Consider the following 22220-nt stretch of genomic DNA (forward strand, 5'->3'; position numbering starts at 1 on the left):
ACGCGGCATCCCATAACTTACCGGTTGGCCGAATTAACAACTTGGTTCGTACTTTGTCGATAGAGAGAGTATGAGCATCACGAGAGTTATCTGTTGCCATTCATTTCACGATTAAAGGGGATAGCGAGTTGAAACTTCTACGAAACCTTACCATATCAAAAAAACTGACGCTGCTCATCTTCGTAAGCGCGGTCGGACTCGGTTCGGTCGGGACGGTCGGCATTAATTATATCCGGGACATCGCGCAGAACTCGGAAGAGATGTACGCTCACAATTTGATCCCGCTGAACACGGTCATGCAAATTCGGGTCAATGCCCGAGCGAGCGACGCGTACACCCTCGAGCTGCTGACGTCGAAGGACCCGGCGCGCAACCAGGAGCTGGTCGACGAAATTACGTCCGCGTGGGACGAAATCGACGCGATGATCGAAGAGCTTGCCGGCAGCGACTTGATGGACGAAGAGATCGCGCTGCTCACGCAATACCGGGAACATGCCGCGAATTTGAAAGAAGCGCGCAATCAAGTCATTGCGTTGGCCGCAGACAATAAGAACGCGGAGGCATACGCCCACTATCGCGAGGACGTGGAGGCGATGCGCAAGCTCGTCAACGACACGTTGAAGGCGCTGCAAAAGGTAAATGTCGAAAACGCGGGAACCATTAACGAAACCAACCAACAGGATGTCAAGGACGTCACGGTATTCGTGACTTCGGTCGTCATTGCCGCCCTTCTGGCGCTCGTCGCCCTTAGTCTCGTGATCGCGCGTATGATCGTGAAGCCGGTCAAGGAAGTCAAGCTTCTGCTGACCGAAGCGGAACAGGGCGACTTCACCGTCAAAGGCAGCTACATTTCGAAGGATGAAATCGGCGAACTCGTGGCATCCTTTAACAGTATGACGGCCAACCTCCAAACGGCGTTCGGCACGGTGCACGAGTCGACGTTCCAGGTTGCGGCGGCAGCTGAGGAGCTTAGCGCCAGCGCCGAGCAGAGCAGCAAGGCGAGCGAGCATGTGACGCTCTCCGTGCAAGAGCTGGCAGTCGGTACGGAGAAGCAGGCCAAGCTTGTCGCGGACAGCACGAAGGCGATTTCCGACATGGCCGGCTATACGCAATCCATCGCCGATTCCACGGATCGGATGAAGCAAGAGGCGATGCACGCGTCCGCCGTCTCGTCCGAGGGCAACCAAGCGATCGGCGAAGTCAATGCGCAGATGAACTCCATTTACGCCAACGTGAACAGCTTGTTCGACGCCGTGAAAAGCTTGGATGAGCGCTCGAACGAAATCGAGCAGATCACGAACGTCATCTCCGGCATCTCGGCGCAAACCAACCTGCTCGCCTTGAATGCGGCGATCGAGGCGGCGCGGGCGGGCGAGCACGGCAAAGGCTTCGCCGTCGTCGCGGGGGAAGTGCGCAAGCTGGCCGAACAGTCCAATAAATCGACGGACCAAATCTCGCAGCTCATTCATCTGATCCAGCAGGACACGGAGACGACGCTTCGGACGATGGAGAAAGCGGCGCAAGAGGTGAACAGCGGCTTGGCGGTCGTGAACCATGCGGGCGGATCGTTCCTCAAAATCGAGCAGGCGGTCAGCAGCGTCGTCGCGCAGATCGAAGAAATTTCCGGGGCGCTGCGGAAGCTGGCCGGCGGAACGGCGAACGTGAACGACTCGATCCGGGACGTCCATGCGGTCGCGAGCGACTCGGCTTCGATGACGCAGAACATCTCGGCCGCGACGGAAGAGCAGCTTGCCTCCATGGAAGAGATCTCGTCTTCCTCCCAAGCGCTTGCCGGCTTGGCGGACGATCTTCAACGCATCATCAAGCAATTTAAAATTTAACTCGAATACCAATAGGGTATCCTCCGTCATCAAGTTGACGAGGGATACCCTATTTTGCGCTATCCTATGGATGTACCGGAATCCCGAGCCGCCGCCAGCGCTCGCCCTATCTCCCGACTCCCGCGACCGAGCGCTTCCGATATTGGTTGGGCGATATGCCGACCGCCTTCTTGAACGCCGTGCTGAAGTAGTGCTGGGTCTCGTAGCCGATGCGCTCCGCGATTTCGTGCATGGCCAGGTCCGTCTCGCAGAGCAGCAGCAGCGCCTGCTTGATCCGAGCGCCGGTAAGCAAGCCGACGAACGAGATCCCCGCCTCCTGCTTGAAGATGCGGCTGAGGTAGACGGTCGAGACGCACAGCTCGGCGGCCACGCCTTCGAGCGACAGGTGAGGTTCGTGGAAGCGGGTCTCGATGATCTCCTTCGTCCTGCGCGTAAGCGGCGATAACCGCGATTCCCGATAGACGGCCGCCTTCGCTTCGCCGTACAGCTCCGGGATACGCGAGAGCTCCCCGCCGGACGCTTGGAAACTCGTCAGCGCGTTTATTCGCAAATAGTCCGCGATGCTGCTCGGAATCCGTTCCAACTGCGCGGCCTCCGGTTCCCCCCAGATGAAGAGAACGATGAGTCCGCTCGGGTCTCGGAAATGAACGGTCTCGAAGTCGCGCAGACACTCCTCCACGATATTCTCCATCGCAAAGAGCAGCAGCTGCCGGTCCCGTTCCGAATGGAACGAGCGTCCGCCGGCTTGCTCCGGCCATCGCAGCACGCCGACGAGCCGCGGCGCTTCCGCCGGCATCCGCAGGAAGGCCAGCTGTTCGAGTACTTCGTCCCGCGCCGGATGATCCTGGATCCACTCCAGGCAGAACCGCTCGCGCAGCTGCGTCATGTTCTTCTCGATCTGCTTCGAGGCCATCTGCAGCCGCTCGTCCTGCATGACCGCTTCCTTAAGCTTGCCGGCGACGCGCTTCAGCACTTCGGCGAGCGCCTCTGGATTGACCGGCTTCAAAATATAATCGTCCACGTTCAGCTTAATCGCTTCATGCGCGTACGCGAATTCGTCGTGGCCGGTTATAATGACGATCTTGCAATCCGGCTGCCGCTCCCGAATATGCTGAATGAGCGTCAGCCCGTTCATGATCGGCATGCTGAGATCGACGAGCATGATATGCACGCGGTGGCGCTCGGCCAGTTCCAGCGCTTCTTCGCCGTCCTCCGCCTCGCAGACGACCGTAAGGCCGAGCTGCTCCCACGGTATCGACCGCCGAATGCCTTCGCGTATAATCGATTCATCGTCGGCGATCATGACTCTCCAGTTCGCGATCACGATACCGCCCCCTCCTCCTTGGACCAGTTGACGGGAAGATCGATCGTGACGACCGTCCCCGCCTTCGGCTGACTGGCGACCATAATGCCATACCGTTCGCCGAAGCTTAATTGAATCCGTTCCTGCACGTTGCGCAGCCCGTAGCTGCTCATCGGCCGCGGCGTCTCCGGCCGTTCGCCGGACTTCGCGTATGCGGTCTCGGCCTTCGGCTTGCCGTAAGCGCTCAGCATCCGCTGCAGCTCGGCGCATCGTTCCTCGCTCATCCCCGCCCCGTTATCTTCGACCGCGAAGCGGATGACGCCGTCATACGCGGACGCGCGGATCGTGATCATCCCGGGTCCGCGACGCTCCTTGATGCCATGATAGATGGCGTTCTCCACGATCGGCTGCAGGAACACCTTCGGAACGAACCAATGGCCGAACGCCTCTTCGTCGACCTCGATCGCATAACGGAGCTTCTCCTTATACCGGGTCTGCTGAATGTTGAGATAGCTTCGGATGTGCGCCAGCTCTTCGCCGAGCGTAATCATCTCCTGCCCTTTGCTTAGTCCGATGCGGAACAACCTGGATAGCGATTCCACGACTTCCGCAGCTTCAAGCGCGCCATCCTTGCGGGCCAGCCATTGGATCGTGTCGAGCGTGTTGTATAGAAAATGGGGCTGGATATGCGCCTGCAAGCTTCTCAGCTCCGCCTCCCGCTTCTGCCGCTGCTCCTCCCCGACCTGGCCGATCAGCCGGTTGATCTGGGCCAGCATCGTGTTGAAGCTTTGACCGAGCATGCCGACCTCGTCCTGCCTCGCTCCGTTAATCCGAATATGCAAATTGCCTTCTTCCACCTTGCGCATCAACGAAGCTAATTGCGAGATCGGCCGCGAAATCGAGCGAGATAGATAGTAGGAGGCCGCAATGCCGAGCATGCAGACGATGAACACGAACGACACCAAATACAGATTCAACTCCTTGTTCTCCTGCACCGTATCGGCGACCGGGAATACGCCGACCGTCGTCCAATTCGTGAAGGAGGAGCGTTGATAAATAAACTGCAGGTCCGTCCCGCCAACCTCCTGCCCGAAGGTGCCGGTAGCGTCGGCCAGCCGGCTGGCGTCCAGCAGCCCGGCGACGGAGCTGCGCGGCGCATAGATCGTCTCGCCTTTGTCGTCGATGACCATGAGATACCCGGACTTGCCGAGCGTCACGTCCCGGAGCGTCTCCGCGATGACGCGCAGCTTCAGATCGATCAGCACGACGCCCTCCGTCCGCTGAGACTCGGGCTGCAAGATCGCCCGGACGCCGGATACGATCTCGCTGTCCTTATAATTGGCGTGCGTGATCACGCCGCGGCCCGCAGGATGGCCGATCAGACGGAAGATGCCTTGAGCTGCGACCGCCTCGCGATACCAGCTCTCCTCCGTCAGCTTGCGGTTATTGCGCGCATACATGTCGTTGCTCACGTACTCGCCGTTCGCGTTCACGACCATAATGCCGGCCACCTCGCTGTATAGCGTCGTGAACCCCTCGAGAAATTTACTCGTCCGATATTGAACCTCGTCGTCGGCTAGCGCGGCGGGGCCTACTTTAAGGAAGGCTTGAATATCCGGATTCATCGCGATGAAATACGTAATGCTCTGCAGATTCGAGGCATAGTGATCAAGCGACTTATTCACGTTGCCGATCAGCTGTCCGGTATGATCGTTGACCTGCTTCTCGATCGTCCCGTTCGTCGCCCAGGCGATGAGAATGCCGATGCATAAGGCCGGGAGGGTACTGATCAACAGGAAGTGAACGATCAACTTGTAGCGAATAGACCAGTTATTATGCTGAAGCCATTTGACAGGCACGGAGCTCTCCCTTCCTTTCGATCGCCAAGTCGGCCGAAGCACTTCATCGCTACTTGGCGTAAAATCGGTCGACGTTCGCCCGAGTCACGACGCTGATGCCCGTGTCGACATAGGCGGGCAGCGGGAATGCCCCCGAATCCTGCGAATCCGGCGTGCCGGCGCTCCGCTCGTGATGCGCGTGAAAGAGCTGCATCAGCGACCAATAGCCCATATTCCACGTTCCCTGCGCCAGCGTCGCCGCGATCGTGCCGCTCTTGACCATGTCGAGCGTCCCTTTGTTCGTATCGAAGCTAATGATGCGGACCTGCCCGAGCTTGCCTTCCTTCAATACCGCGTTGCCCGCGCCGACGCCGCCGTTGGCTTCGGTCACGAAGATGCCCGACAGGTCCGGATGGAGCCGCATCATCGTCAGCGCCTGCTTCTCCGATTCGAGCTGATCGCCCTTGCCGTCGGCGATGCTGACGAGCTCAAGCCCCGGATATTCGCCGCGCAGCGTCTCGTCGAACCCTTTCGTTCGTTCCTGGTGGTTCAACTGGTTCGGATGGGTGATGATGCCGACCTTCCCTTCCGTGCCGGCCAGCTCGGCCATTAGGCGCGCGGCCGCCGCGCCCGCGCTGTAATTGTCCGTTCCGAGGAACGACAGCGCCTTGCTGTTAGGCGCGTCCGAATCGAACATGACGACGGGGATGCCGGCTTCGACCGCCTTGTCGATGGCGGCGTTGAGCGCCTCCGAATTGATGGCGCTCACGGCGATGCCGGCCGGCTTGCGCGCGATGACCTGTTCGAGCACCATCGCCTCCTCGTGCACGTCGTATTGCGTGGAGCCTCGGTATTCCACCGACACGCCCAGCGCTTCGGCCGCATCTTCGAAGCCTTTGAGCGCGTTCTTCCAATAATCGATCCCGGTCAAAAAATTGACCATCACATACTTCTCTTCCCGCTCGCCATGAAGACCGGTCACCGCATTCAGGCCGTCGTCGCTCTCCCGGAAATAAGCGGTGTAGAGATAAGCCATGAAGGTGACGATCAATACCAGATACAGAAGCAGGAGCTTCTTCACAACCATCCCTCCCGGTATGCAGCTTAATCGCATCCCATTATAGCATCCCCGCATGAAAGCGCATACGTATGCGAAACGGCGAAGGCGCGGCTTGTCGCACCGATTCGGGTGCTTCGCCGCGCCAATCCTTACGCGAAATGCTCAAGAAGTCCATTGAAAAATACGCGACCCCCCGGTCCCTTACTCGCCGGACTTCAAGAGGATTTGTTTTTGTTATACAAATCAAATGCGACCGCCAGCAGCAGCACCAGTCCTTTAATCCCCTGCTGATAATCGATGCCAAGACCGATGAGCGACATGCCGTTATTCATGACGCCCATCACCAGACCGCCGATGATGGCGCCGATGACCGTGCCGACGCCTCCGCTGGCCGAGGCCCCGCCGATGAACACCGCCGCGATCGCGTCCAGCTCGAAGTTGACGCCGGCCTTCGGCGTGGCGGCATTCAGACGCGCGGCGAACACGAGGCCCGCGAGCGCCGCCATGACGCCCATATTGACGAACACCCAGAAGGTGACCTTCTTCGTCTTCACGCCCGACAGCTTCGCCGCTTTCTCATTGCCTCCCAGGGCGTAAATGTGGCGTCCCATGATCGTTTTGCGCATGACGAACGTGTAGACCGCGACGAGCGCAAGCAGCAAGACGAGAATATTCGGCAGTCCTTTATAGGACGCGAGGACGTAAGTGAACAAATTGATCACGACCACGATGGCGATCAGCTTGGCCGCGTAGAGCGGCATCGCCAGCACCTCGAATTGATAGCGCTTCTGAACGAGCCGAGCCCGCCATTCCATGAAGACGTAGAGCATGGACAGCACGATGCCGGCGGCCAGCGTGACCATATGGAGGCTCCACTCCCCCGGCAGGTTCGGGATGAATCCGGTGCTCATCGAGCGGAAGCCGTCCGAGAACGGCGCGACGGATTTCCCGTCCAGCACGAGCATCGTTAACCCGCGGAACAGCAGCATGCCCGCCAGCGTCACGATAAAGGAAGGGATGCGCACGTAGGCGACCCAGAAACCCTGCCAGGCGCCGACCGCCGCGCCGATCAGCAGCGACAGTACCATGGCGATCGGGAACGGCATCTGATGGTTCACCATCATGATCGCCGATACCGCGCCGACGAAGGCCGCGACGGAACCGACGGACAGGTCGATATGGCCGGTAATGATCACGAGCAGCATGCCGATCGCGAGAATGAGAATGTAGCTGTTCTGGAGAATCAAATTCGTAATATTAAGCGGTTTGAGCAAGATGCCGTCCGATAGAAACTGGAACAGCAGCATAATAAAGATAAGGGCCATAATCATGCCGTACTGCCGAACATTGCCGCGAATGGCGCGAAGCGCGGTTGCCATGCCGTCCTACCCCCTGCTAGTCATGTATTTCATCAGTACCTCCTGGCTCGCCTCCGAACGCGGAACGACGCCCGTGAACCGGCCTTCGTTCATCACGTAGACGCGATCGCACATGCCGAGCAGCTCGGGCAGCTCGGAGGAGATCATCAGAATGCCTTTGCCTTGATCGGCAAGCTCGTTGATGATGGTGTAAATTTCGAATTTCGCCCCGACGTCGATGCCGCGCGTCGGCTCGTCGAGAATCAGCAGATCAGGCCCGGTGAACATCCATTTGCTGAGCACGACCTTCTGCTGGTTGCCGCCGCTCAAGTTGCCCGTCTTCTGGTGGATGCTCGGCGTCTTGATTTTCATTCGGCTGCGGAATCCTTCCGCCTCGATCACCTCGCGGTTATCGTCGACGACGAACCATTTGGAGATGTGCTTCAGGTTGGCCAGCGTCGTATTGCGCTTGATATCGTCCATCAGAATGAGGCCGTACTCCTTGCGGTCCTCGGTCACGTACGCGATGCCGGCTTTGATCGCTTGGCTAATGTCGGTCAGCTTCAGCTCCTGCCCTTCCTTGAACAGCTGCCCGCTGATCCGCTTCCCGTACGCTTGGCCGAAGATGCTCATCGCAAGCTCGGTTCTGCCTGCCCCCATAAGGCCGGCAATGCCGACGATCTCGCCCCGCTTGACCTCGAAGCTGACGTCGTCGACGACCTTACGATCCGATTGCAAGGGATGGTAGACCGTCCAATGCTTCGCTTCGAACAGCGTTCCCCCGATCTTCGGCTCCCGCTCCGGATACCGATGCGTCAGATCGCGGCCGACCATGCCGCGGATGATTCGTTCCTCGGTAATGCGATCCGCCCGCACGTCCAGCGTCTCGATCGTATGGCCGTCGCGCAGAATCGTGATGGAGTCCGCTACCTTCATGATCTCGTTCAGCTTGTGGGAGATGATGATCGAGGTGATGCCTTGTTCTTTGAACGCGAGCATTAACCGCAGCAGGTTCTCGCTGTCTTCCTCGTTCAAGGCGGCCGTCGGCTCGTCCAAGATGAGCAGCTTGACCTTCTTGGACAACGCCTTGGCGATCTCGACGAGCTGCTGCTTGCCGACGCCGATCGAGCCGGCCTCCGTATTCGGATTCTCGCTCAGTCCCACCTTCCGCAGCAGTTCCCGCGTCCGGATCGTCGTTTCGTTCCAATCGATGATGCCTCGCTTCGCTTGTTCGTTGCCGAGGAAGATATTTTCTGCAATGGACAGCTGCGGGATGAGCGCCAGCTCCTGGTGAATGATGACGATTCCGAGCTCCTCGCTGTGCCGGATCGAACGGAATTCGCACACCGTTCCATTAAACAAAATATCGCCTTCGTAGGAGCCATGCGGGTAGACGCCGGAGAGCACCTTCATGAGCGTCGATTTGCCGGCGCCGTTCTCGCCCATCAGCGCGTGGATTTCGCCTTCCTTGACCTTTAAATTGACATTCCCGAGCGCCTTCACGCCGGGGAAGGTTTTGGTGATGTTGCGCATTTCCAATATATCGTTCATCGTAGCCGTCACCAGCCCCTCGAAATATGAAGGACGGATTTCGCGGCGAACCTGCCGGCCACCGCGCAATCGCGTCCGTCCTGTCGTACTTGCGATTAGTTCAACTCGTCTTCCGTGTAATAGCCCGAATCGACGAGCACTTGCTTGTAGTTCTCTTTGTCCACCGATACCGGCTCCAGCAGGAAGGAAGGCACGACCTTCACGCCGTTGTCGTACGTCTTCGTATCGTTCACTTCCGCTTCCTTGCCTTCGATGACCGCCTCGGCCATCTTCACCGCGACCTTGGCCAGCTCGCGCGTGTCCTTGAACACGGTCGACGTCTGCTCGCCGGCGATGATCGACTTAATCGAAGCCAGCTCCGCGTCTTGGCCGCTGATGACCGGCATCGGCTTGTCGCCGGAACCGTAGCCGACGCCCTTCAGCGAGGAAATGATCCCGATGCTAATGCCGTCGTAAGGAGACAGCACCGCGTGAACGAGGTCGTCCGCATAGTTCGCGCTCAGCAGGTTATCCATCCGGGATTGGGCGGTTGCGCCGTCCCAGCGAAGCGTCGCGACTTGCTCCATGCTCGTCTGCTTGCTCTTGACGACGAGCTTGCCGCTCTCGATATAAGGATTCAGCACGGACATCGCGCCGTCGAAGAAGAAGTAGGCGTTATTGTCGTCCGGCGAGCCCGCGAACAGCTCGATGTTGAACGGCCCTTTACCGTCCTTGAGCCCCAGCTTCTCCTCCAGGTAGGAGGCTTGAAGCACGCCGACCTTGAAGTTGTCGAACGTCGCGTAGTAGCTGACGTGCTCGGTGTTCTTGATCAGCCGGTCGTAGGCGATGACTTTAATGTCCTGATCGGCCGCCTTCTGCAGCACGTCGGTCAGCGATTCGCCGTCGATCGACGCGACGACGAGCACCTTCGCGCCCTTGGTAATCATGTTCTCGATTTGCGACACTTGATTCTCGATGACATCCTCGGCGTACTGGAGGTCGACCTCGTAGCCGAGCGCCTCGAATTCCTTCTTCATGTTGTCGCCGTCGGCGACCCAGCGTTCGGACGACTTGGTCGGCATGGCGATCCCGACTTTGCCCTTGTCGCCGCCTCCGCTTTCGCTCGCGTTTCCTTCCGCGGCCGCATTGCCTCCCGCGCTGCCGGCGTTGCCCGCGTTGCCTCCGCCGTTATTGCCTCCGCATGCCGCGAGTACGATGACGAGCATCGTCATCATGATGAGCGTAAGCGCTTTTCTCATCTGGTTCGTTGTCCCCTTTCGGTTGGTGGTGAAGCGATAGGTCTATCTTAGGAGATTTTGCCGGCCTGGGTCTTTGCAATAAATCTACGGATTTTTATAAAAAATCAACGCGAGTCGCCGATTGTCGATCGCAGGGCTCCGCCCTTTGACCCGACTTTTATGCTCCCTCCCCCTTCCCCCTCCGCTGAGGGGAACCATAGGGCTTTGCCCTCTGGACTCCCTTTTTCGTGATGGCTCACTTGTTCGCGGCTGGCGGGTTGCTTCGAGTTGGCACGCTTTTGTCCTGGCGGACAAAGCTTCTGTGGGTTTAAAGATCCTTCTTAGACATAAGCCCGTTGAAGCCTGTTTACCGCTGGCCTTGGTTTGCTTCATCGGACATTTTCCTTAACCTGACAGCATAGTCCTCCGCTCAGGGGAACCATAGCCTATGCTTCCGAAGTGCGTTTTCCTTTGAAAACGCTCAGGACTCCCTCTTTCGTATTCGCACGTTTGTTCGCGGATGGCGGGTTGCTTCGAGCTGGCACTTTCTTGTCCTTGCGGACAAAGCTTCATGCGTATGGGGAAGCATTTTTTCAAGACACCTGGAAGTACCGTGACTTGCTACCCCCTGCTGAACTTCGCTTTCGTCAACTCCCGCGGACACGCTTTACGTTTTTATCCACAACAAGAATGGTTGCATAATTTCCTAAGCAGCTAAAAAGCCAATCGGATCGCCCGATTGGCTTTTTCTCATGCGTTTGGTCTATTTCAGCCGATCCAACTCGCTCTGCGCCGTCTCCTGCGCTTCCTTGAGCGCTTGCGCCGCCGGCACGTTCTCGATCTGCACCTTGTCCGCCGCGATCGTCAGCGCGTCGTTGATTTTGCCGCCCGTCGGATCCTCGAACGGTTCCGAGCCGTGCGTCGCCTGTTTGAGCGGCACTTGGGATTGCGGGTTCTGCTCGCCGAAGGCCTTGAAGGCCGGGTCTTCGAGCGCGGATTGACGCACCGCGATATAGCCGGTGTTCATCGACCAGAACGCCGTATTCTCCGCGCTCGTGAAGAACGCGTACCACTTCATGGCCGCCGCCTGCTGCTCCGGCGAAGCCGCGGCCGGAATGCCGGCGCTTATGGCTTGGGCGACAGGACGGCCGGCGCCTACGCCTTCCCAGCCCGGCTGCTCCATCGCCGCTACGATCGAGAAATCCAGATCGCCCTGATCGCCGCTCGAGCCGGTGTAGCCGGCCGCTTGGCCTTTCATGACGTCGTCGATCGTCTTGTACCAATACTCCCAGCCTTGTCCGCCGGAGTGAACGCGCATGATCTTATCCTCGTGAATCCACGTGCGGAACAGCTCCCACGTGTCGACCCATTCCTTCGCGTCGATCGTGACCGTCTTGCCGTCCTCGCTCAGAATGCGGCCGCCTTTGCTAAGCACCGCGTCGATCATATTTGCCGAGCCCCACATCGGTTCCCAACCGTAGAACGTCGTTTTGTCCCCGTCCTTCACGGCCATTTTGGCGGCGGCCGCGGCCAGCCCTTCCCACGTGCTCATGTCCTCCGGCTTGATGCCGGCCTTCTCGAGCGCATCCTTGCGGTAATACATGATCTGCGTCGTGCCGTACATCGGCAGGAAATATTGCTTGCCGTCCACCTGCCCTTGCTTGAGGAAGGTCGGCACGAAGTCATCGGCCTTAAAATCAGGCAACGCCGCGATCAGCTCGTCCATCGGCGCGTACAATCCTTTGCGCGCCCAAGCCGAGTTGGCGGTCAATACCGCCGCGGGCACCTGCTTGGCGGCGATGGCCGCCTGCAGCTTCTTCTCCGTCTCCGAATAGTCCGCTTGCGCGATGCCTTTGACGATAACTTCGTCCTGAGAGGCGTTGAACTTGTCGATCTGCGTCTTCATCAGATCGCCGAGCTTGCCGCCGAGTCCGTACCAGAACTCGATCGTCACGGGCTCGGTTGCCGGAGCGGCCGCCGGTTCGGCGCTGGCTCCGTTCGCGGCGGCCGACTCGGCGCCCGCATTGGCCGCTGCGCCCGTATTCGCGTTCTCCGTATTCGCGCTGCCGCCGTTCTGGCCGCATGCCGTCAAGAGGCTGATCGCGATCAGCATCGTGGCGGCGATCGTTTGTTTGCCGTTCTTCATTGTGGATAGACCCTCCATTATTATGGAATATAGAATGCTGCCCTCAGCCCTTGGCGGCGCCGGCGGACAGATTGAAGCTGTTCATGATCGTGCGCTGCGTGAGCAGGAATAGCAGAAGCAGCGGCGCGATGGTGAAGGCGCTGGCGGCCATGATAAGCGGCCACTTCAGCCCGTAGGCGCCGCCTTCCACGAAGAAGCTGCGCAAGCCCGCCGAGACGAGCTGCAGCTCGGGACTCTTCGTGATAAGCGAAGGCCAGAAGTAATTGTTGTACTGATCGATGAACGTAATGAGCGCCATGACGGCGAATGTCGGCCGGGTCAGCGGCACGAGGATCGTCCATAGGATCCGGCCATGCGACGCGCCGTCGATCTGGCCGGCCTCGATCAGCTCGTGCGACACCTGCAGGAACGCCTGCCGCGCGAGGAAGATCGCGAACACGCTGACCATGTTGGATACGATCAGACCGGCGTACGAATCGAGCAATTGCAGCTTCGAGAGCACGACGTAACCGGGTAAATAGACGGCCGTCGCCGGAATCATGAATCCGAGCAGAATCGCCCCGGAGAACAACCGCTGCAGCCGAAAATTCATATGGGTGACCGCATAGGCCATCATCGCCGAGTTGATGACTTGCAGGAGAACGATCGCCAGCGCCACCCCGGCGCTGTTCGCCATATACCGCCAGAACGGCGCCTCCACCCAAGCCTCGGCGTATTGCCCCCATTGCGGCGAGTCGGGCCACAACACGGGCGGGAAGCTCCAAATTTCGTCGTTCGTCTTCAGCGCGCTGGTCGCCATCCAGTAGAACGGGAACGCCATGGCCAAGGCGATCGCGAGCAGAATCGCGTGGCGGAGCGCCGTGCCTGCCCTGTCCCAGGCGCGCATCTTGCGTGTCGTATGCACCTTGCATTCTCCTCTAAATTAATAATGGACGCTTCTGCGACTGACGAAGGAAGATGCCAGCGACAGCAGCAGGCAGCTGATGATCAGGACGACCGCCACCGAGGAGGCTTCCCCGATATTGAACGATTCGAAGGCCGACTGGTAATACATGTACAGCAGCGTGCGGGTAGAGCCGGACGGCCCGCCTTGGGTGAGCACGTTAATTTGGTCGTACGCCTGCAGCGCCCCGATCGTCTGCACGATGAACAGGAAGAACGTGGTCGGCGACAGCAACGGCAGCGTAATGCGCCGCAGCTTGTCCATGCCGCTCGCGCCGTCCAGCTCGGCCGCCTCCAACAGCTCTGCAGGCACGTTCTGCAGCGCCACCAGATAGAACACCATCGCCCAGCCGATCGACTTCCAGATCGTCACGACGAGCACCCCGGGCAGCGCCCACTGCGGATCCTGCAGCCAGCCGACGGCGTCTAGGCCGATCGCTTGCAGCACCGTGTTCGCAAGCCCCACATCCGGCTCGAAGATCCAGGACCAGACGATGGAGACGGCGACCGTCGGCGTCACCCAGGGCAGGAACATCAGCGTGCGGTAGACGCTCGCCCCCTTCATCGCCCGATTCAGCAGCAGCGCAAGCGCAAGTCCGCCCGCCATCGTCGGCAGCACGCTGCCCGCGCAGAACAAGAGCGTCACGCCTACCGCCTCGTAGAACGCCGGACTTTCGAACAAGTAGCGATAATTCTCGAGGCCGACGAACGTTTTCTCCGGACTCATGAAGTCCCATGCCGTGAAGCTTAGATACACGACATATCCGAGAGGAATGAACCAGAACAGCGTCATCGGAATCATGGCCGGAAGCGTGAACGCCAGCGCCAGCGCATCCTTCCGAAGCTTCTCGGCTCGTGTCATACGGCATACACTCCATTCAATTTTCTTTTAATTATGATCGAAGTATCGGGTGTAATCACCGCTTTCCATTGATCGTTCAATTATTTTTGTACACTTAATGTACCGTTTGATTGTCAACGGAGCGTCAGGAACAATTAAAGGCTTTGTAAAACGGAGATGGAGGAAGAACCTGCGTATGTAGACGGGTAGACGGGAGCGTATTCGGAGCGCACGCGGGCGGGGCATCCATTAGAGGCAAGTCCTTGCGAGCTTCCCGGCGGCGGAACGCTGCTTCGACCGCGCGGTTTTGCGTTTATTAACGAGCAAACGCAGGTTCGGGCATGATTGCCGTCCCTTCGTGACGCCCCACCCGAAACCTCCGAGGTGATTCGCATGTCCGGACTCGTTTTTATTCTCATTTACTTCGGCATCATGGGTCTCGTGGTCGAAATCGCCAGCGAACTGTTCGTCGTGACCGGTCTAGAACGGAGCATCTCCCGCTTCCAGGTCATCTCCATGCTGACGGGAACGGGCTTCACGACCAAGGAATCCGAGCTGATTCTCCGCCATCCGATCCGGCGCAAAATCGGCATCGCCCTCATTCTGTTCGGCGCCTTCTCCTTGGCGGTCGTCATCTCGTCCATCACGAATATATTGGCCGACGATTTCCGCACTCCCCAGCTGCTGGTCGCGACCGCCTCGCTGACGATCGTCTGCGCGATCGTGAAGAACCGCCGCTTTCACGCCCGGACGCGACCGCTGTTCGAGAAGCATCTCAAGCAGGATTTCCAGCTGCACGAGCTGCCCGTCCAGGAAGTGCTCTATATTCACGACAACGATCTGCTCGCGTCGGTCTCCCTGCACGAGCGCTCCGGTTATATTGGCCGACAAGCTCGCGACGTGCTGAATGACGAAGAAGATATCCATCTGCTCTATATCAAACGCGGCCACGTGCATCTGCGGAAAGGCGTTCGGCTGGAAACGCTGGCGGCTGGGGACCTGCTCTTCCTGTATGGGGATAAGTCGCGAATCGAAGCGAAATTCAAAGAAGAGTTACGCGAGGAATTGCGGCAGGCCGAGGACGAGAAGCACGTCTCGACGCTGTTGGAGTGAAGCGGCGAGCGCCGCTCGGGGCGATCTCGGCCCAAACGCAAAAAGGGCAATCGGCCTTGTCGGCCGATTGCCCTTCGCTATTGCCTCCCATGCGATACGTTCGCCGTTCCCTCTACTCCTTCACCGACCCAAGCGTTATGCCATGAATGAAGAAGCGCTGAATGAACGGATAGATGAGCAGGATCGGAATCATCGAGACGATGATTTTGGCCGCGTTGAATGTCCGGTTGGACACGGCCATCGCCGCCGCCAGCTCCTCCGGCGACATGCTCGTCATCGCTTGTGCGCTGATCTGCGTCACCAGCGTCTGGATATACGTCTGCAGCGGGTAATGATCCTGTTTGCTCATAAGCACAAGCCCGTCGAAGAACGAATTCCAGTGGAATACGATGCTGAACAGCGTCACCGTCGCGATCGACGGCAGCGACAGCGGGATATACAGCCGGACCATGACGTACCACGGCCCCGCCCCGTCCATCTCGGCCGCTTCGTTCAGCTCCTTCGGCAGGTTGCGGAAGAAGTTCATGAGCAGGATGACGTTGAATACCTGCACGGCATGCGGCAGTACCAGCGCCCAGATGGAATCGAGCAGTCCGTAATATTTGATCGTCATGAACCAAGGGACGATGCCGCCGCTGAACAGCATCGTGAAGACGAGAAACCACATGTAGACGTTGCGCATCGGGAACTGCTTGGCATCCTTCGACAGCGCGAACGCCATCATGACCGTCAGCACGAAATTGAGCAGGCCGCCGAGCAGCACGCGCTGCACCGAGATCAGGAACGCTTGAAAGAACTGCCCGTCGTCCAGCACCTTCGCGTAGCTGGCAGTCGTCGCTTTGATCGGCGTCAGGAATACCCGTCCCGCATCGGCCGCCGTCTTATCGCTGAACGACACCGCGACCGTATGGAGCAGCGGGATCAAGCAAGCGATCGTGATCAGGAAGAGGACCGCCAGAATCGAACCGTCGATAATCCGGTTTCGGACGCTGTTTTGGCCTACCACAAGAAGTCACCTCTTTTATCTAGAAAATCCGGTAGCCCGCGAACCGGCTGGCCAGCACGTACGAGAGCACGACGAGAATGAAGCTGACGACCGATTTCAACAGGCCGACGGCCGTTCCGAGACTGTACTGCAGATCGTTCAGGCCGACCCGGTACACGTACGTGTCGATAATATCGGACGATTGGTACACGAGCGGGTTGTACATGTTGAAGATCTGATCGAAGTTGGCGTTCATGACGTTGCCGAGCGCCAAGGTCGCCAGCAGGATGACGGTCGTCTTCACGCCGGGCAGCGTGACATGCCACAGCTGCCGGAACCGCGAGGCGCCGTCGATGCCAGCCGCTTCATAGAGCGCGGGATTAATCCCGGTCAACGCGGCCAAGTAAACGATCGCGTTGAAGCCGAACTCCTTCCACACGTCCGTGGCGACGATGATCGCCGGGAACCACCGGTTGCTCGCGTAGAACAGTACCGGATCGATGCCGAACAAGCCGAGCGCCTGGTTCACGATGCCCTCCAGCGAGAAGACGTCGAAGAAGATCGTGGCCAGCAGCACCCACGAGATGAAGTGCGGCAAATAGACGATGGTCTGGATCGACTTGCGGAGGAACCGAACCCGCACCTCGTTGAGCAGCAGCGCGAAGACGAGCGGCACGATCAGGTTCGCGGCGATTTTGAGCACCGCGAGGAAGATCGTGTTGAAGAAAATGAGCCGGCTGTCCGGCAGCTGGAACAGGTAGTGAAAATTTTCCAGCCCCACCCACTCCGAGCCGGTAATGCCCCGGCCCGGCTTGAAGTTCTGGAACGCGATGACGGCAAACCCGATCGGCACGACGCTGAACAAGAGCAGCAGCAGAATGCCGGGGAGCACCATCGCATGGTAGTGAAGCGCGTTTTTGCGAGAATACATGCGTGACACCGCCTTATTTGCCGTTTACGATGTCGGCGACTTCCTTCGTGATTTGGTCTCCGCCGAGCTTATGCCACTGCGCCGCGAAATCGTCGAAGGCGGACACCGGCAGATCGCCGACGATAATTTTGAGGAACGTCTCGTTCTCCAGCTTCTCCAGCGTCGTCCACTTCATCTCCATCGAGCGGGTCATGCCGTAGAAGACGCTGTACACCTTCTCCATGTCCGTGCCGAACAGGACGCCGCCGCCGAGCTCGTAGGCTTTGGCCGCTTTCCACGCATCCATGTTCTTCTTCGGATTCTCCTTCTCCGTCACCGTATAGTCGTACACGAGCTTCATATCCGGGTCGAACGAATTCGGGTCGAGCTCGCCTTTAAGCGCCTTCTGTACGTTGTCGTAACGCTGGACGACCGCGTCGGAGTAGTCGAGCAGCAGGTCGAACGGATAGAAGTTGCGCACGTGCACGCCCGTCTCGGCCGCGAAATCGTCGAGCTTCTTCACTTCCGCCGCGTTCGGGTCCTGCCTGCGCTCCAGACGGGTGAACGCGTTCAGCAGCTTCACGACCGCCTCCGGATGCTCGTAACCCTTGCGCACGACCAAGTAGCGGTCCGTAACCGGCGCCATGTGCGTGACGAACTTCCCGCTCTCGTCAGTCGGAGCCGCATAAGCCTTCCAGTCCGCCTTCGTATCGTTGACGACCGAGTCGGCCAGCGGCCAGTACGGCATCCACCATGGACCGAAGAACAAGCCGGTTTTGTTCGCGACGATGGGCTCCTGCGTCTCCTTATAAAGCGCGAATTGCGGATCGATCAGCCCTCGTTTGTACCAATCGGCCAGCTTGGTCAACGCTTCCTTGTTCTCCGGCTGGACGGAACCGTAGACGACGTTGCCCGACGCGTCCTTGATCCAGTTCTTGGGGAAAGCGCGGAACGCGCTGAAGATCGTATCGAAGCCGTTCGGATTCGGCTTCTGGCCGTAGACGACCATCTTGTCGCCGGTCAGGCCGACCGTATCCTTCTTGCCGTTGCCGTCCGGATCCTGATTCGCGAACGCGTCCGCGATCTTCTCCAAATCCGCGAGCGTCTTCGGCGCGGGAAGCTTGAGCTTGTCGAGCCAATCTTGGCGAATCCACAGCAGCGACGGGGCGTCCGCCTCGATCGCGACGTTGGGCAGGCCGTACAGCTTGTCGTCCACCGTGGCGTCGGCCAGCGCCAGTCCTTTGGTCGAATCATACATGTCCTTCACCAGTTGGGAGCCGTACTTCTCATATTCTTCCGTCAAATCCTCCAGCATGTCGTTGTCGATCAACTTCCGCAGCTGGTTGCGGTCGACGACGAGCGCATCCGGCAGGTCGTTGCTCGCGATCGCGAGATTGACCTTCTGCTTGAACGGATCTTCGCCCTTGGCTTCCCACGTGTGGACGACCTTAATGCCGGTGATGCTCTCCAAGTAGCGCGAGACGATGTTGTTGTCGTTGGATTCTCCTTCGGGCAGCTTGTCGTCGGGCGCCCGGAATCCGATATTGACGGTAATCGGCTCCGCGACCTTCTCGTAGGCGAGGTCGTCGCCGGCTTTGGCCCCCGCTTCCGCGTTCCCTTCGCCGGTCGCGGACGAATTGTTCGCCGCCTTGCCATTATTGCCCGCATTGCCGGAATTGCCGCCTTCGTTCACAGGCGCGTTATTGCCTCCTCCGTTCGAGCAGGCGCTGAGCGCCATGACGAGCGCCATCGAGGTTGCCAGCCATAATTTCGGTTTCATGCTATCCCCCGTTTCGATGTTGGTCACGATTGATTACGCTTTCATTGTATGGGATCGCCGGCTCCGACCGAGAGAGAAAATCGACCGCGGCTGCCCGTTAAACGTCCGCAATTCACCGACGAAATTCCCCCTATCGCTAAACCGTTTTCCCACCGCTTGTTCGGAAATCGGTCGGCAGCATCCCGACCCGGTCCCGGAACAGACGGCTGAAATACTTGTCGTCGTCGAAGCCGGCCAGCGAGGCGACCGCATAGATCGGCTCCTCCGTCTCCAGCAGCAGCTTCTTCGCCCGCTCGATCCGCATGCCACGCAATACTTCGCCGAACGATTCCCCCGCGAACCGGGCGAAGCATTGGCTGAAATAACTCCGGCTCATGCCGACGCGCGCGGCGACCTCATGCTGGTTGATCCGGCTTCCGGCCTCGGCGCGCATGAGCTGCACGGCCCCGATCAAACATTGCATGACCTCCTTGGACAGCGACAGCTCGACCATGCGCCGCTGCGCGCAATCGGCGAAGCGGCGCAGCCACGGCTGCCAATCCGCCCACGACCGCAAGCTTCGCATCTGCGCGGCGAGCTCGTCCGCTTCGCCCGGCGCGAGCAGCAGCCCTTGCCACTCGCGGAGCAGCATCTCCGCTTCCGAAGTCAGCGTCGCGGGCGATGGACGCTCGGATTCGATCCGCTGCGCGAGCGACCGGAATTCGCGCGAGGACAGCATCCAGGTCAAGCGGTCGCCGATTCGGAACGGCGCTGCCCCGGACTTCGTCTCCATCTCCGTCAACGCTTCATAGCGGATCGTCCGCATCGCATGAAGACCGCCGTCGGCATAGAAGAGCGCCGCATCCATCCCGTCCGCCAGCGCGCGCTCGATCTCCGCGGCCGTCCGTCCGGTCAGCCCCGTCACGAACGCCGCGCTCCAGCCTTGGAGCTTATCCGCCTCTTGCTGCCATTCCGTCCTGTGCAGCGGTTCGGGCAGGGGAACGAACCAGTACCGTCCCGCTTGCATCGGCCGCGGACCGCGCTGGATCATCGGCAGCCGGTACAGCTCCTTGCCGTCCGCTTCCTCCGACTCCGGCACGAACACGACCGCCGCGTCCGCCGACGGACTTCCCTCTTCCTTCGCCTCCTCCCCTTTACGGCTCTCCAGCTCCCAACGGAAACGCTCGACGATGCGGTTCATCACCTCGTCGGTATTGTCCAGCTCGAACAGCGTCTTGACGATGTAATCGATCGCCCCGAGCCGCAGCGCTTCCTGCACGTAATCGAACTCGTGATGGCACGTCAGCACGACGGCTTGCAGCCGGGGATATTGCAGCCTCGCCTGCTTGATCAGCTCGAAGCCCGATTGCCCCGGCATCGTGATATCGGTAAACATCAGGTCTACCGGCACGGCGGCTAATAACGCGAGCGCGGACTTGGCATCCGCCGCCTCGCCGGCGATGACGATGCCGTAGCGCTCCCATTCGATCATCGAAATAAACCCTTTGCGGACCAGCTTCTCGTCGTCCACGACGATCGCTCTTATCATGTCAGATGCTCCTTTCCTCTGGCGGGAAGCGCGATGACGACTTCCGTCCCGAAGCCGGGCCGGCTCTCGATCGTCATCCTCGCTTCGGCGCCGTAATAACGTTCCAGCAGCCTGCTCACATACGAGAGCCCGATGCCAAGCCCTCTTCGGGCTTCTCTCGGATCATCCTGCAGCAGCCGCTTCGCCTCCTCCTCGGTCATGCCGCTTCCGTTGTCGCGGACGACGACCTCCATCCGGTCTTGGCCCGCTCCGCGAATCGTCACGGCCACGCGGCCGGCCTGCTCGCTGGTCCCATGATAGATCGCATTCTCAACCAGCGGCTGCAGCAGGAATCTCGGGATGGCCGAGCCGAGCAGCGACTCGTCCGCGCAGACGTCGAATTCGAATTCGTAGTCATACCGGACCCGCTGCAGCTCCATGTAATGATGAAGCGCTTCCAACTCCTCCCGCAGCGTCACGATCAAACTTTGCTTGCCGAGGTTGTAATGCAGCACCTTCACGAGCAGCGTTACTAGCTTGTCAATCTCCTTCTGTCCGTTCATCCGGGCCAGCCACTGCACCGAATTGAGCGTATTGTGCAGGAAATGCGGATTGATCTGGCTGAGCAGCTTCTCGATCTCGAGCTGGCTCCGCTGCTGCTCGTTCCGCTCGGCGGCATCGATCAGGTCGTTCACCTTCGTCTTCATCTCTTGGAAGTTCGACAGCAGCAGATCGAATTCTTCGATGCGCGTATACGTGACGGGCGCCGTCCGGTTCTCCGCCATTCGCACGATCTCGGCATTCACCTTCCGCAGCGGCCGGTACACCTTCCGCCAGATGAGCATGGCGATCATGCCGGCGAACAGCAGCATCGCGAACGTGATCATGACCATCTTCGTGAACCACGACCGCAGTTCGCTGTTGAACGTCGATTTCTGCACCGCGGTAATCAATTCCCAGCCCTGTTCGCTCTTGTAGCGGAACAGATGGTAACCCTTGTACTCTTCGTGCAGCATGGAGGCATCCCGCCAACTGGGCTGGCTCGTGGGGATCGGCGCTTCGTCGTTCTCGACGTACGCGACTTCTCCTTGCTCATTGATGAGCAAATGCGACACCTCGACGCCGTAGGCTTGCGGATTCAAAATTTTGCGGAACAAATTGTAGTTCGATTCCAGGTACACGTAGATTTTCCGATCGCCGTCGATGCGCACGGGACGGACGGAAGAGAACACGATATTCGCCCCGTAGTTGTACATCGTCCGGTGCGGTCCGTTGTAGCCGGCGCCGTTGTACTTGACGAACGGACGGAATGCGGCGAGGTCGAATTCCGGCGTGACGCTCAAATTCGCGAACAGAATCGGGTCCTCCGCTTCCGGCATGACATAGGCGGTCAACCCGAGGTAAGGGTTCGTGAAATTCACGAGATTCATTTTCTGGCTGATGCGGGTCATGATTTCGGACTTCTTGTACACTTGCGTCTCCTTGAGAAAAGCGGACACTTCGCCCGCCAACTGGTCGTCGAGCGCGAACTGCTTCGAGGCGAAGTCCAGATTGCTGATCAAATTCTCGAGCGCCCCCGCTTCCTGCTTCAGGCTCGCGCTGATCCCGCTCTTGATCTTGTTCGTCAAGATGTCGTAAATGGAGGTGTACGTCACGATGCCGACGAGCGCGAGCGGCAGCATGCAGGCGATCATCAAATAAAAGACAAGCGTGCGGCGCAGCGATTTGGGCCCGCGCGGATGCCGGGCGCGCTGCCATGGTGTTCGCATAAATACCCCCTTGTGCGCGGAAAGTGACCCCTATTATAAATTCTATTGCTACAAACCGG

At 59.2% G+C, this 22220-nt stretch carries 16 protein-coding genes; 2 read left to right on the top strand and 14 right to left on the bottom strand.

What is annotated here, in order from left to right; genetic code table 11:
* Window positions 1–128: 128 nt before the first annotated feature.
* Window positions 129–1841 (top strand): methyl-accepting chemotaxis protein, encoded by a 1713-nt coding sequence (locus tag BCM02_RS09555; RefSeq protein WP_148928863.1) that lies wholly within the window; start codon window positions 129–131, stop codon window positions 1839–1841.
* A gap of 106 nt (window positions 1842–1947) precedes the next feature.
* On the opposite strand, the gene BCM02_RS09560 is transcribed toward BCM02_RS09555, so the two are convergent.
* The 9 genes from BCM02_RS09560 to BCM02_RS09600 all read right to left on the bottom strand — a co-directional run bounded on the left by BCM02_RS09560 (window position 1948) and on the right by BCM02_RS09600 (window position 14118).
* The gene (locus BCM02_RS09560) at window positions 1948–3165 is read right to left on the bottom strand and encodes a response regulator (protein ID WP_148928864.1); all 1218 of its coding nucleotides are present in this window, start codon (window positions 3163–3165) and stop codon (window positions 1948–1950) included.
* Window positions 3162–5003, bottom strand: a complete 1842-nt coding sequence (locus tag BCM02_RS09565; RefSeq protein WP_148928865.1) for a cache domain-containing sensor histidine kinase — start codon at window positions 5001–5003, stop codon at window positions 3162–3164. Before BCM02_RS09565 ends, BCM02_RS09560 begins: the two co-directional genes overlap by 4 nt.
* A gap of 49 nt (window positions 5004–5052) precedes the next feature.
* A complete protein-coding gene (locus tag BCM02_RS09570) occupies window positions 5053–6063 on the bottom strand; it encodes a substrate-binding domain-containing protein (RefSeq protein WP_148928866.1) in 1011 nt (336 codons plus the stop codon).
* A gap of 194 nt (window positions 6064–6257) precedes the next feature.
* Window positions 6258–7421 carry a multiple monosaccharide ABC transporter permease gene (gene mmsB / locus BCM02_RS09575; RefSeq protein ID WP_148928867.1) on the bottom strand — a complete coding sequence of 388 codons (1164 nt, stop codon included), beginning with the start codon at window positions 7419–7421 and terminating at the stop codon, window positions 6258–6260.
* Between the two features lie 6 nt (window positions 7422–7427).
* Window positions 7428–8951, bottom strand: coding sequence for a multiple monosaccharide ABC transporter ATP-binding protein (gene mmsA, locus BCM02_RS09580; RefSeq protein ID WP_148928868.1), 1524 nt, complete (start codon window positions 8949–8951; stop codon window positions 7428–7430).
* 95 nt (window positions 8952–9046) lie between these two features.
* Complete coding sequence (gene chvE, locus BCM02_RS09585; RefSeq protein ID WP_148928869.1) at window positions 9047–10189, bottom strand: multiple monosaccharide ABC transporter substrate-binding protein; 1143 nt, start codon at window positions 10187–10189, stop codon at window positions 9047–9049.
* Between the two features lie 742 nt (window positions 10190–10931).
* A complete protein-coding gene (locus tag BCM02_RS09590; RefSeq protein WP_148928870.1) occupies window positions 10932–12314 on the bottom strand; it encodes an ABC transporter substrate-binding protein in 1383 nt (460 codons plus the stop codon).
* A gap of 43 nt (window positions 12315–12357) precedes the next feature.
* A complete protein-coding gene (locus tag BCM02_RS09595) occupies window positions 12358–13200 on the bottom strand; it encodes a carbohydrate ABC transporter permease (RefSeq protein WP_148929218.1) in 843 nt (280 codons plus the stop codon).
* A 36-nt stretch (window positions 13201–13236) separates the two neighbouring features.
* Window positions 13237–14118, bottom strand: coding sequence for a carbohydrate ABC transporter permease (locus BCM02_RS09600; RefSeq protein ID WP_148928871.1), 882 nt, complete (start codon window positions 14116–14118; stop codon window positions 13237–13239).
* 372 nt (window positions 14119–14490) lie between these two features.
* Between BCM02_RS09600 and BCM02_RS09605 the strand changes: the two genes are divergently transcribed.
* Window positions 14491–15210, top strand: coding sequence for a hypothetical protein (locus BCM02_RS09605; RefSeq protein ID WP_148928872.1), 720 nt, complete (start codon window positions 14491–14493; stop codon window positions 15208–15210).
* A 112-nt stretch (window positions 15211–15322) separates the two neighbouring features.
* Here BCM02_RS09605 and BCM02_RS09610 read toward each other — a convergent pair whose 3' ends face one another.
* From BCM02_RS09610 to BCM02_RS09630, 5 genes are all read right to left on the bottom strand, one after another.
* Window positions 15323–16216: a carbohydrate ABC transporter permease gene (locus BCM02_RS09610; RefSeq protein ID WP_148928873.1), complete on the bottom strand. Its 894-nt coding sequence runs from the start codon at window positions 16214–16216 to the stop codon at window positions 15323–15325.
* Window positions 16217–16235: 19 nt separating this feature from the next.
* The gene (locus BCM02_RS09615; protein ID WP_148928874.1) at window positions 16236–17126 is read right to left on the bottom strand and encodes an ABC transporter permease; all 891 of its coding nucleotides are present in this window, start codon (window positions 17124–17126) and stop codon (window positions 16236–16238) included.
* A gap of 13 nt (window positions 17127–17139) precedes the next feature.
* The gene (locus BCM02_RS09620) at window positions 17140–18885 is read right to left on the bottom strand and encodes an extracellular solute-binding protein (RefSeq protein WP_148928875.1); all 1746 of its coding nucleotides are present in this window, start codon (window positions 18883–18885) and stop codon (window positions 17140–17142) included.
* Between the two features lie 136 nt (window positions 18886–19021).
* Window positions 19022–20413, bottom strand: a complete 1392-nt coding sequence (locus BCM02_RS09625; protein WP_148928876.1) for a helix-turn-helix domain-containing protein — start codon at window positions 20411–20413, stop codon at window positions 19022–19024.
* Window positions 20410–22161 (bottom strand): sensor histidine kinase, encoded by a 1752-nt coding sequence (locus tag BCM02_RS09630; protein ID WP_148928877.1) that lies wholly within the window; start codon window positions 22159–22161, stop codon window positions 20410–20412. Before BCM02_RS09630 ends, BCM02_RS09625 begins: the two co-directional genes overlap by 4 nt.
* Between the last annotated feature and the right edge of the window lie 59 nt (window positions 22162–22220).

Origin of the sequence: Paenibacillus methanolicus (genome assembly GCF_008124765.1) — a bacterium.
In the GTDB taxonomy this organism is placed as follows: domain Bacteria; phylum Bacillota; class Bacilli; order Paenibacillales; family Paenibacillaceae; genus Paenibacillus_Z; species Paenibacillus_Z methanolicus.

What these genes read in the sequence shown, in the direction of transcription:
- mmsB (WP_148928867.1), bottom strand. Translation starts at nt 7,421, where the DNA reads ATGGCAACCGCGCTTCGCGCCATTCGCGGCAATGTTCGGCAGTACGGC.
- mmsA (WP_148928868.1), bottom strand. Translation starts at nt 8,951, where the DNA reads ATGAACGATATATTGGAAATGCGCAACATCACCAAAACCTTCCCCGGC.
- chvE (WP_148928869.1), bottom strand. Translation starts at nt 10,189, where the DNA reads ATGAGAAAAGCGCTTACGCTCATCATGATGACGATGCTCGTCATCGTA.
- BCM02_RS09590 (WP_148928870.1), bottom strand. Translation starts at nt 12,314, where the DNA reads ATGAAGAACGGCAAACAAACGATCGCCGCCACGATGCTGATCGCGATC.
- BCM02_RS09595 (WP_148929218.1), bottom strand. Translation starts at nt 13,200, where the DNA reads ATGCGCGCCTGGGACAGGGCAGGCACGGCGCTCCGCCACGCGATTCTG.
- BCM02_RS09600 (WP_148928871.1), bottom strand. Translation starts at nt 14,118, where the DNA reads ATGACACGAGCCGAGAAGCTTCGGAAGGATGCGCTGGCGCTGGCGTTC.
- BCM02_RS09605 (WP_148928872.1), top strand. Translation starts at nt 14,491, where the DNA reads ATGTCCGGACTCGTTTTTATTCTCATTTACTTCGGCATCATGGGTCTC.
- BCM02_RS09615 (WP_148928874.1), bottom strand. Translation starts at nt 17,126, where the DNA reads ATGTATTCTCGCAAAAACGCGCTTCACTACCATGCGATGGTGCTCCCC.
- BCM02_RS09620 (WP_148928875.1), bottom strand. Translation starts at nt 18,885, where the DNA reads ATGAAACCGAAATTATGGCTGGCAACCTCGATGGCGCTCGTCATGGCG.
- BCM02_RS09625 (WP_148928876.1), bottom strand. Translation starts at nt 20,413, where the DNA reads ATGATAAGAGCGATCGTCGTGGACGACGAGAAGCTGGTCCGCAAAGGG.
- BCM02_RS09630 (WP_148928877.1), bottom strand. Translation starts at nt 22,161, where the DNA reads ATGCGAACACCATGGCAGCGCGCCCGGCATCCGCGCGGGCCCAAATCG.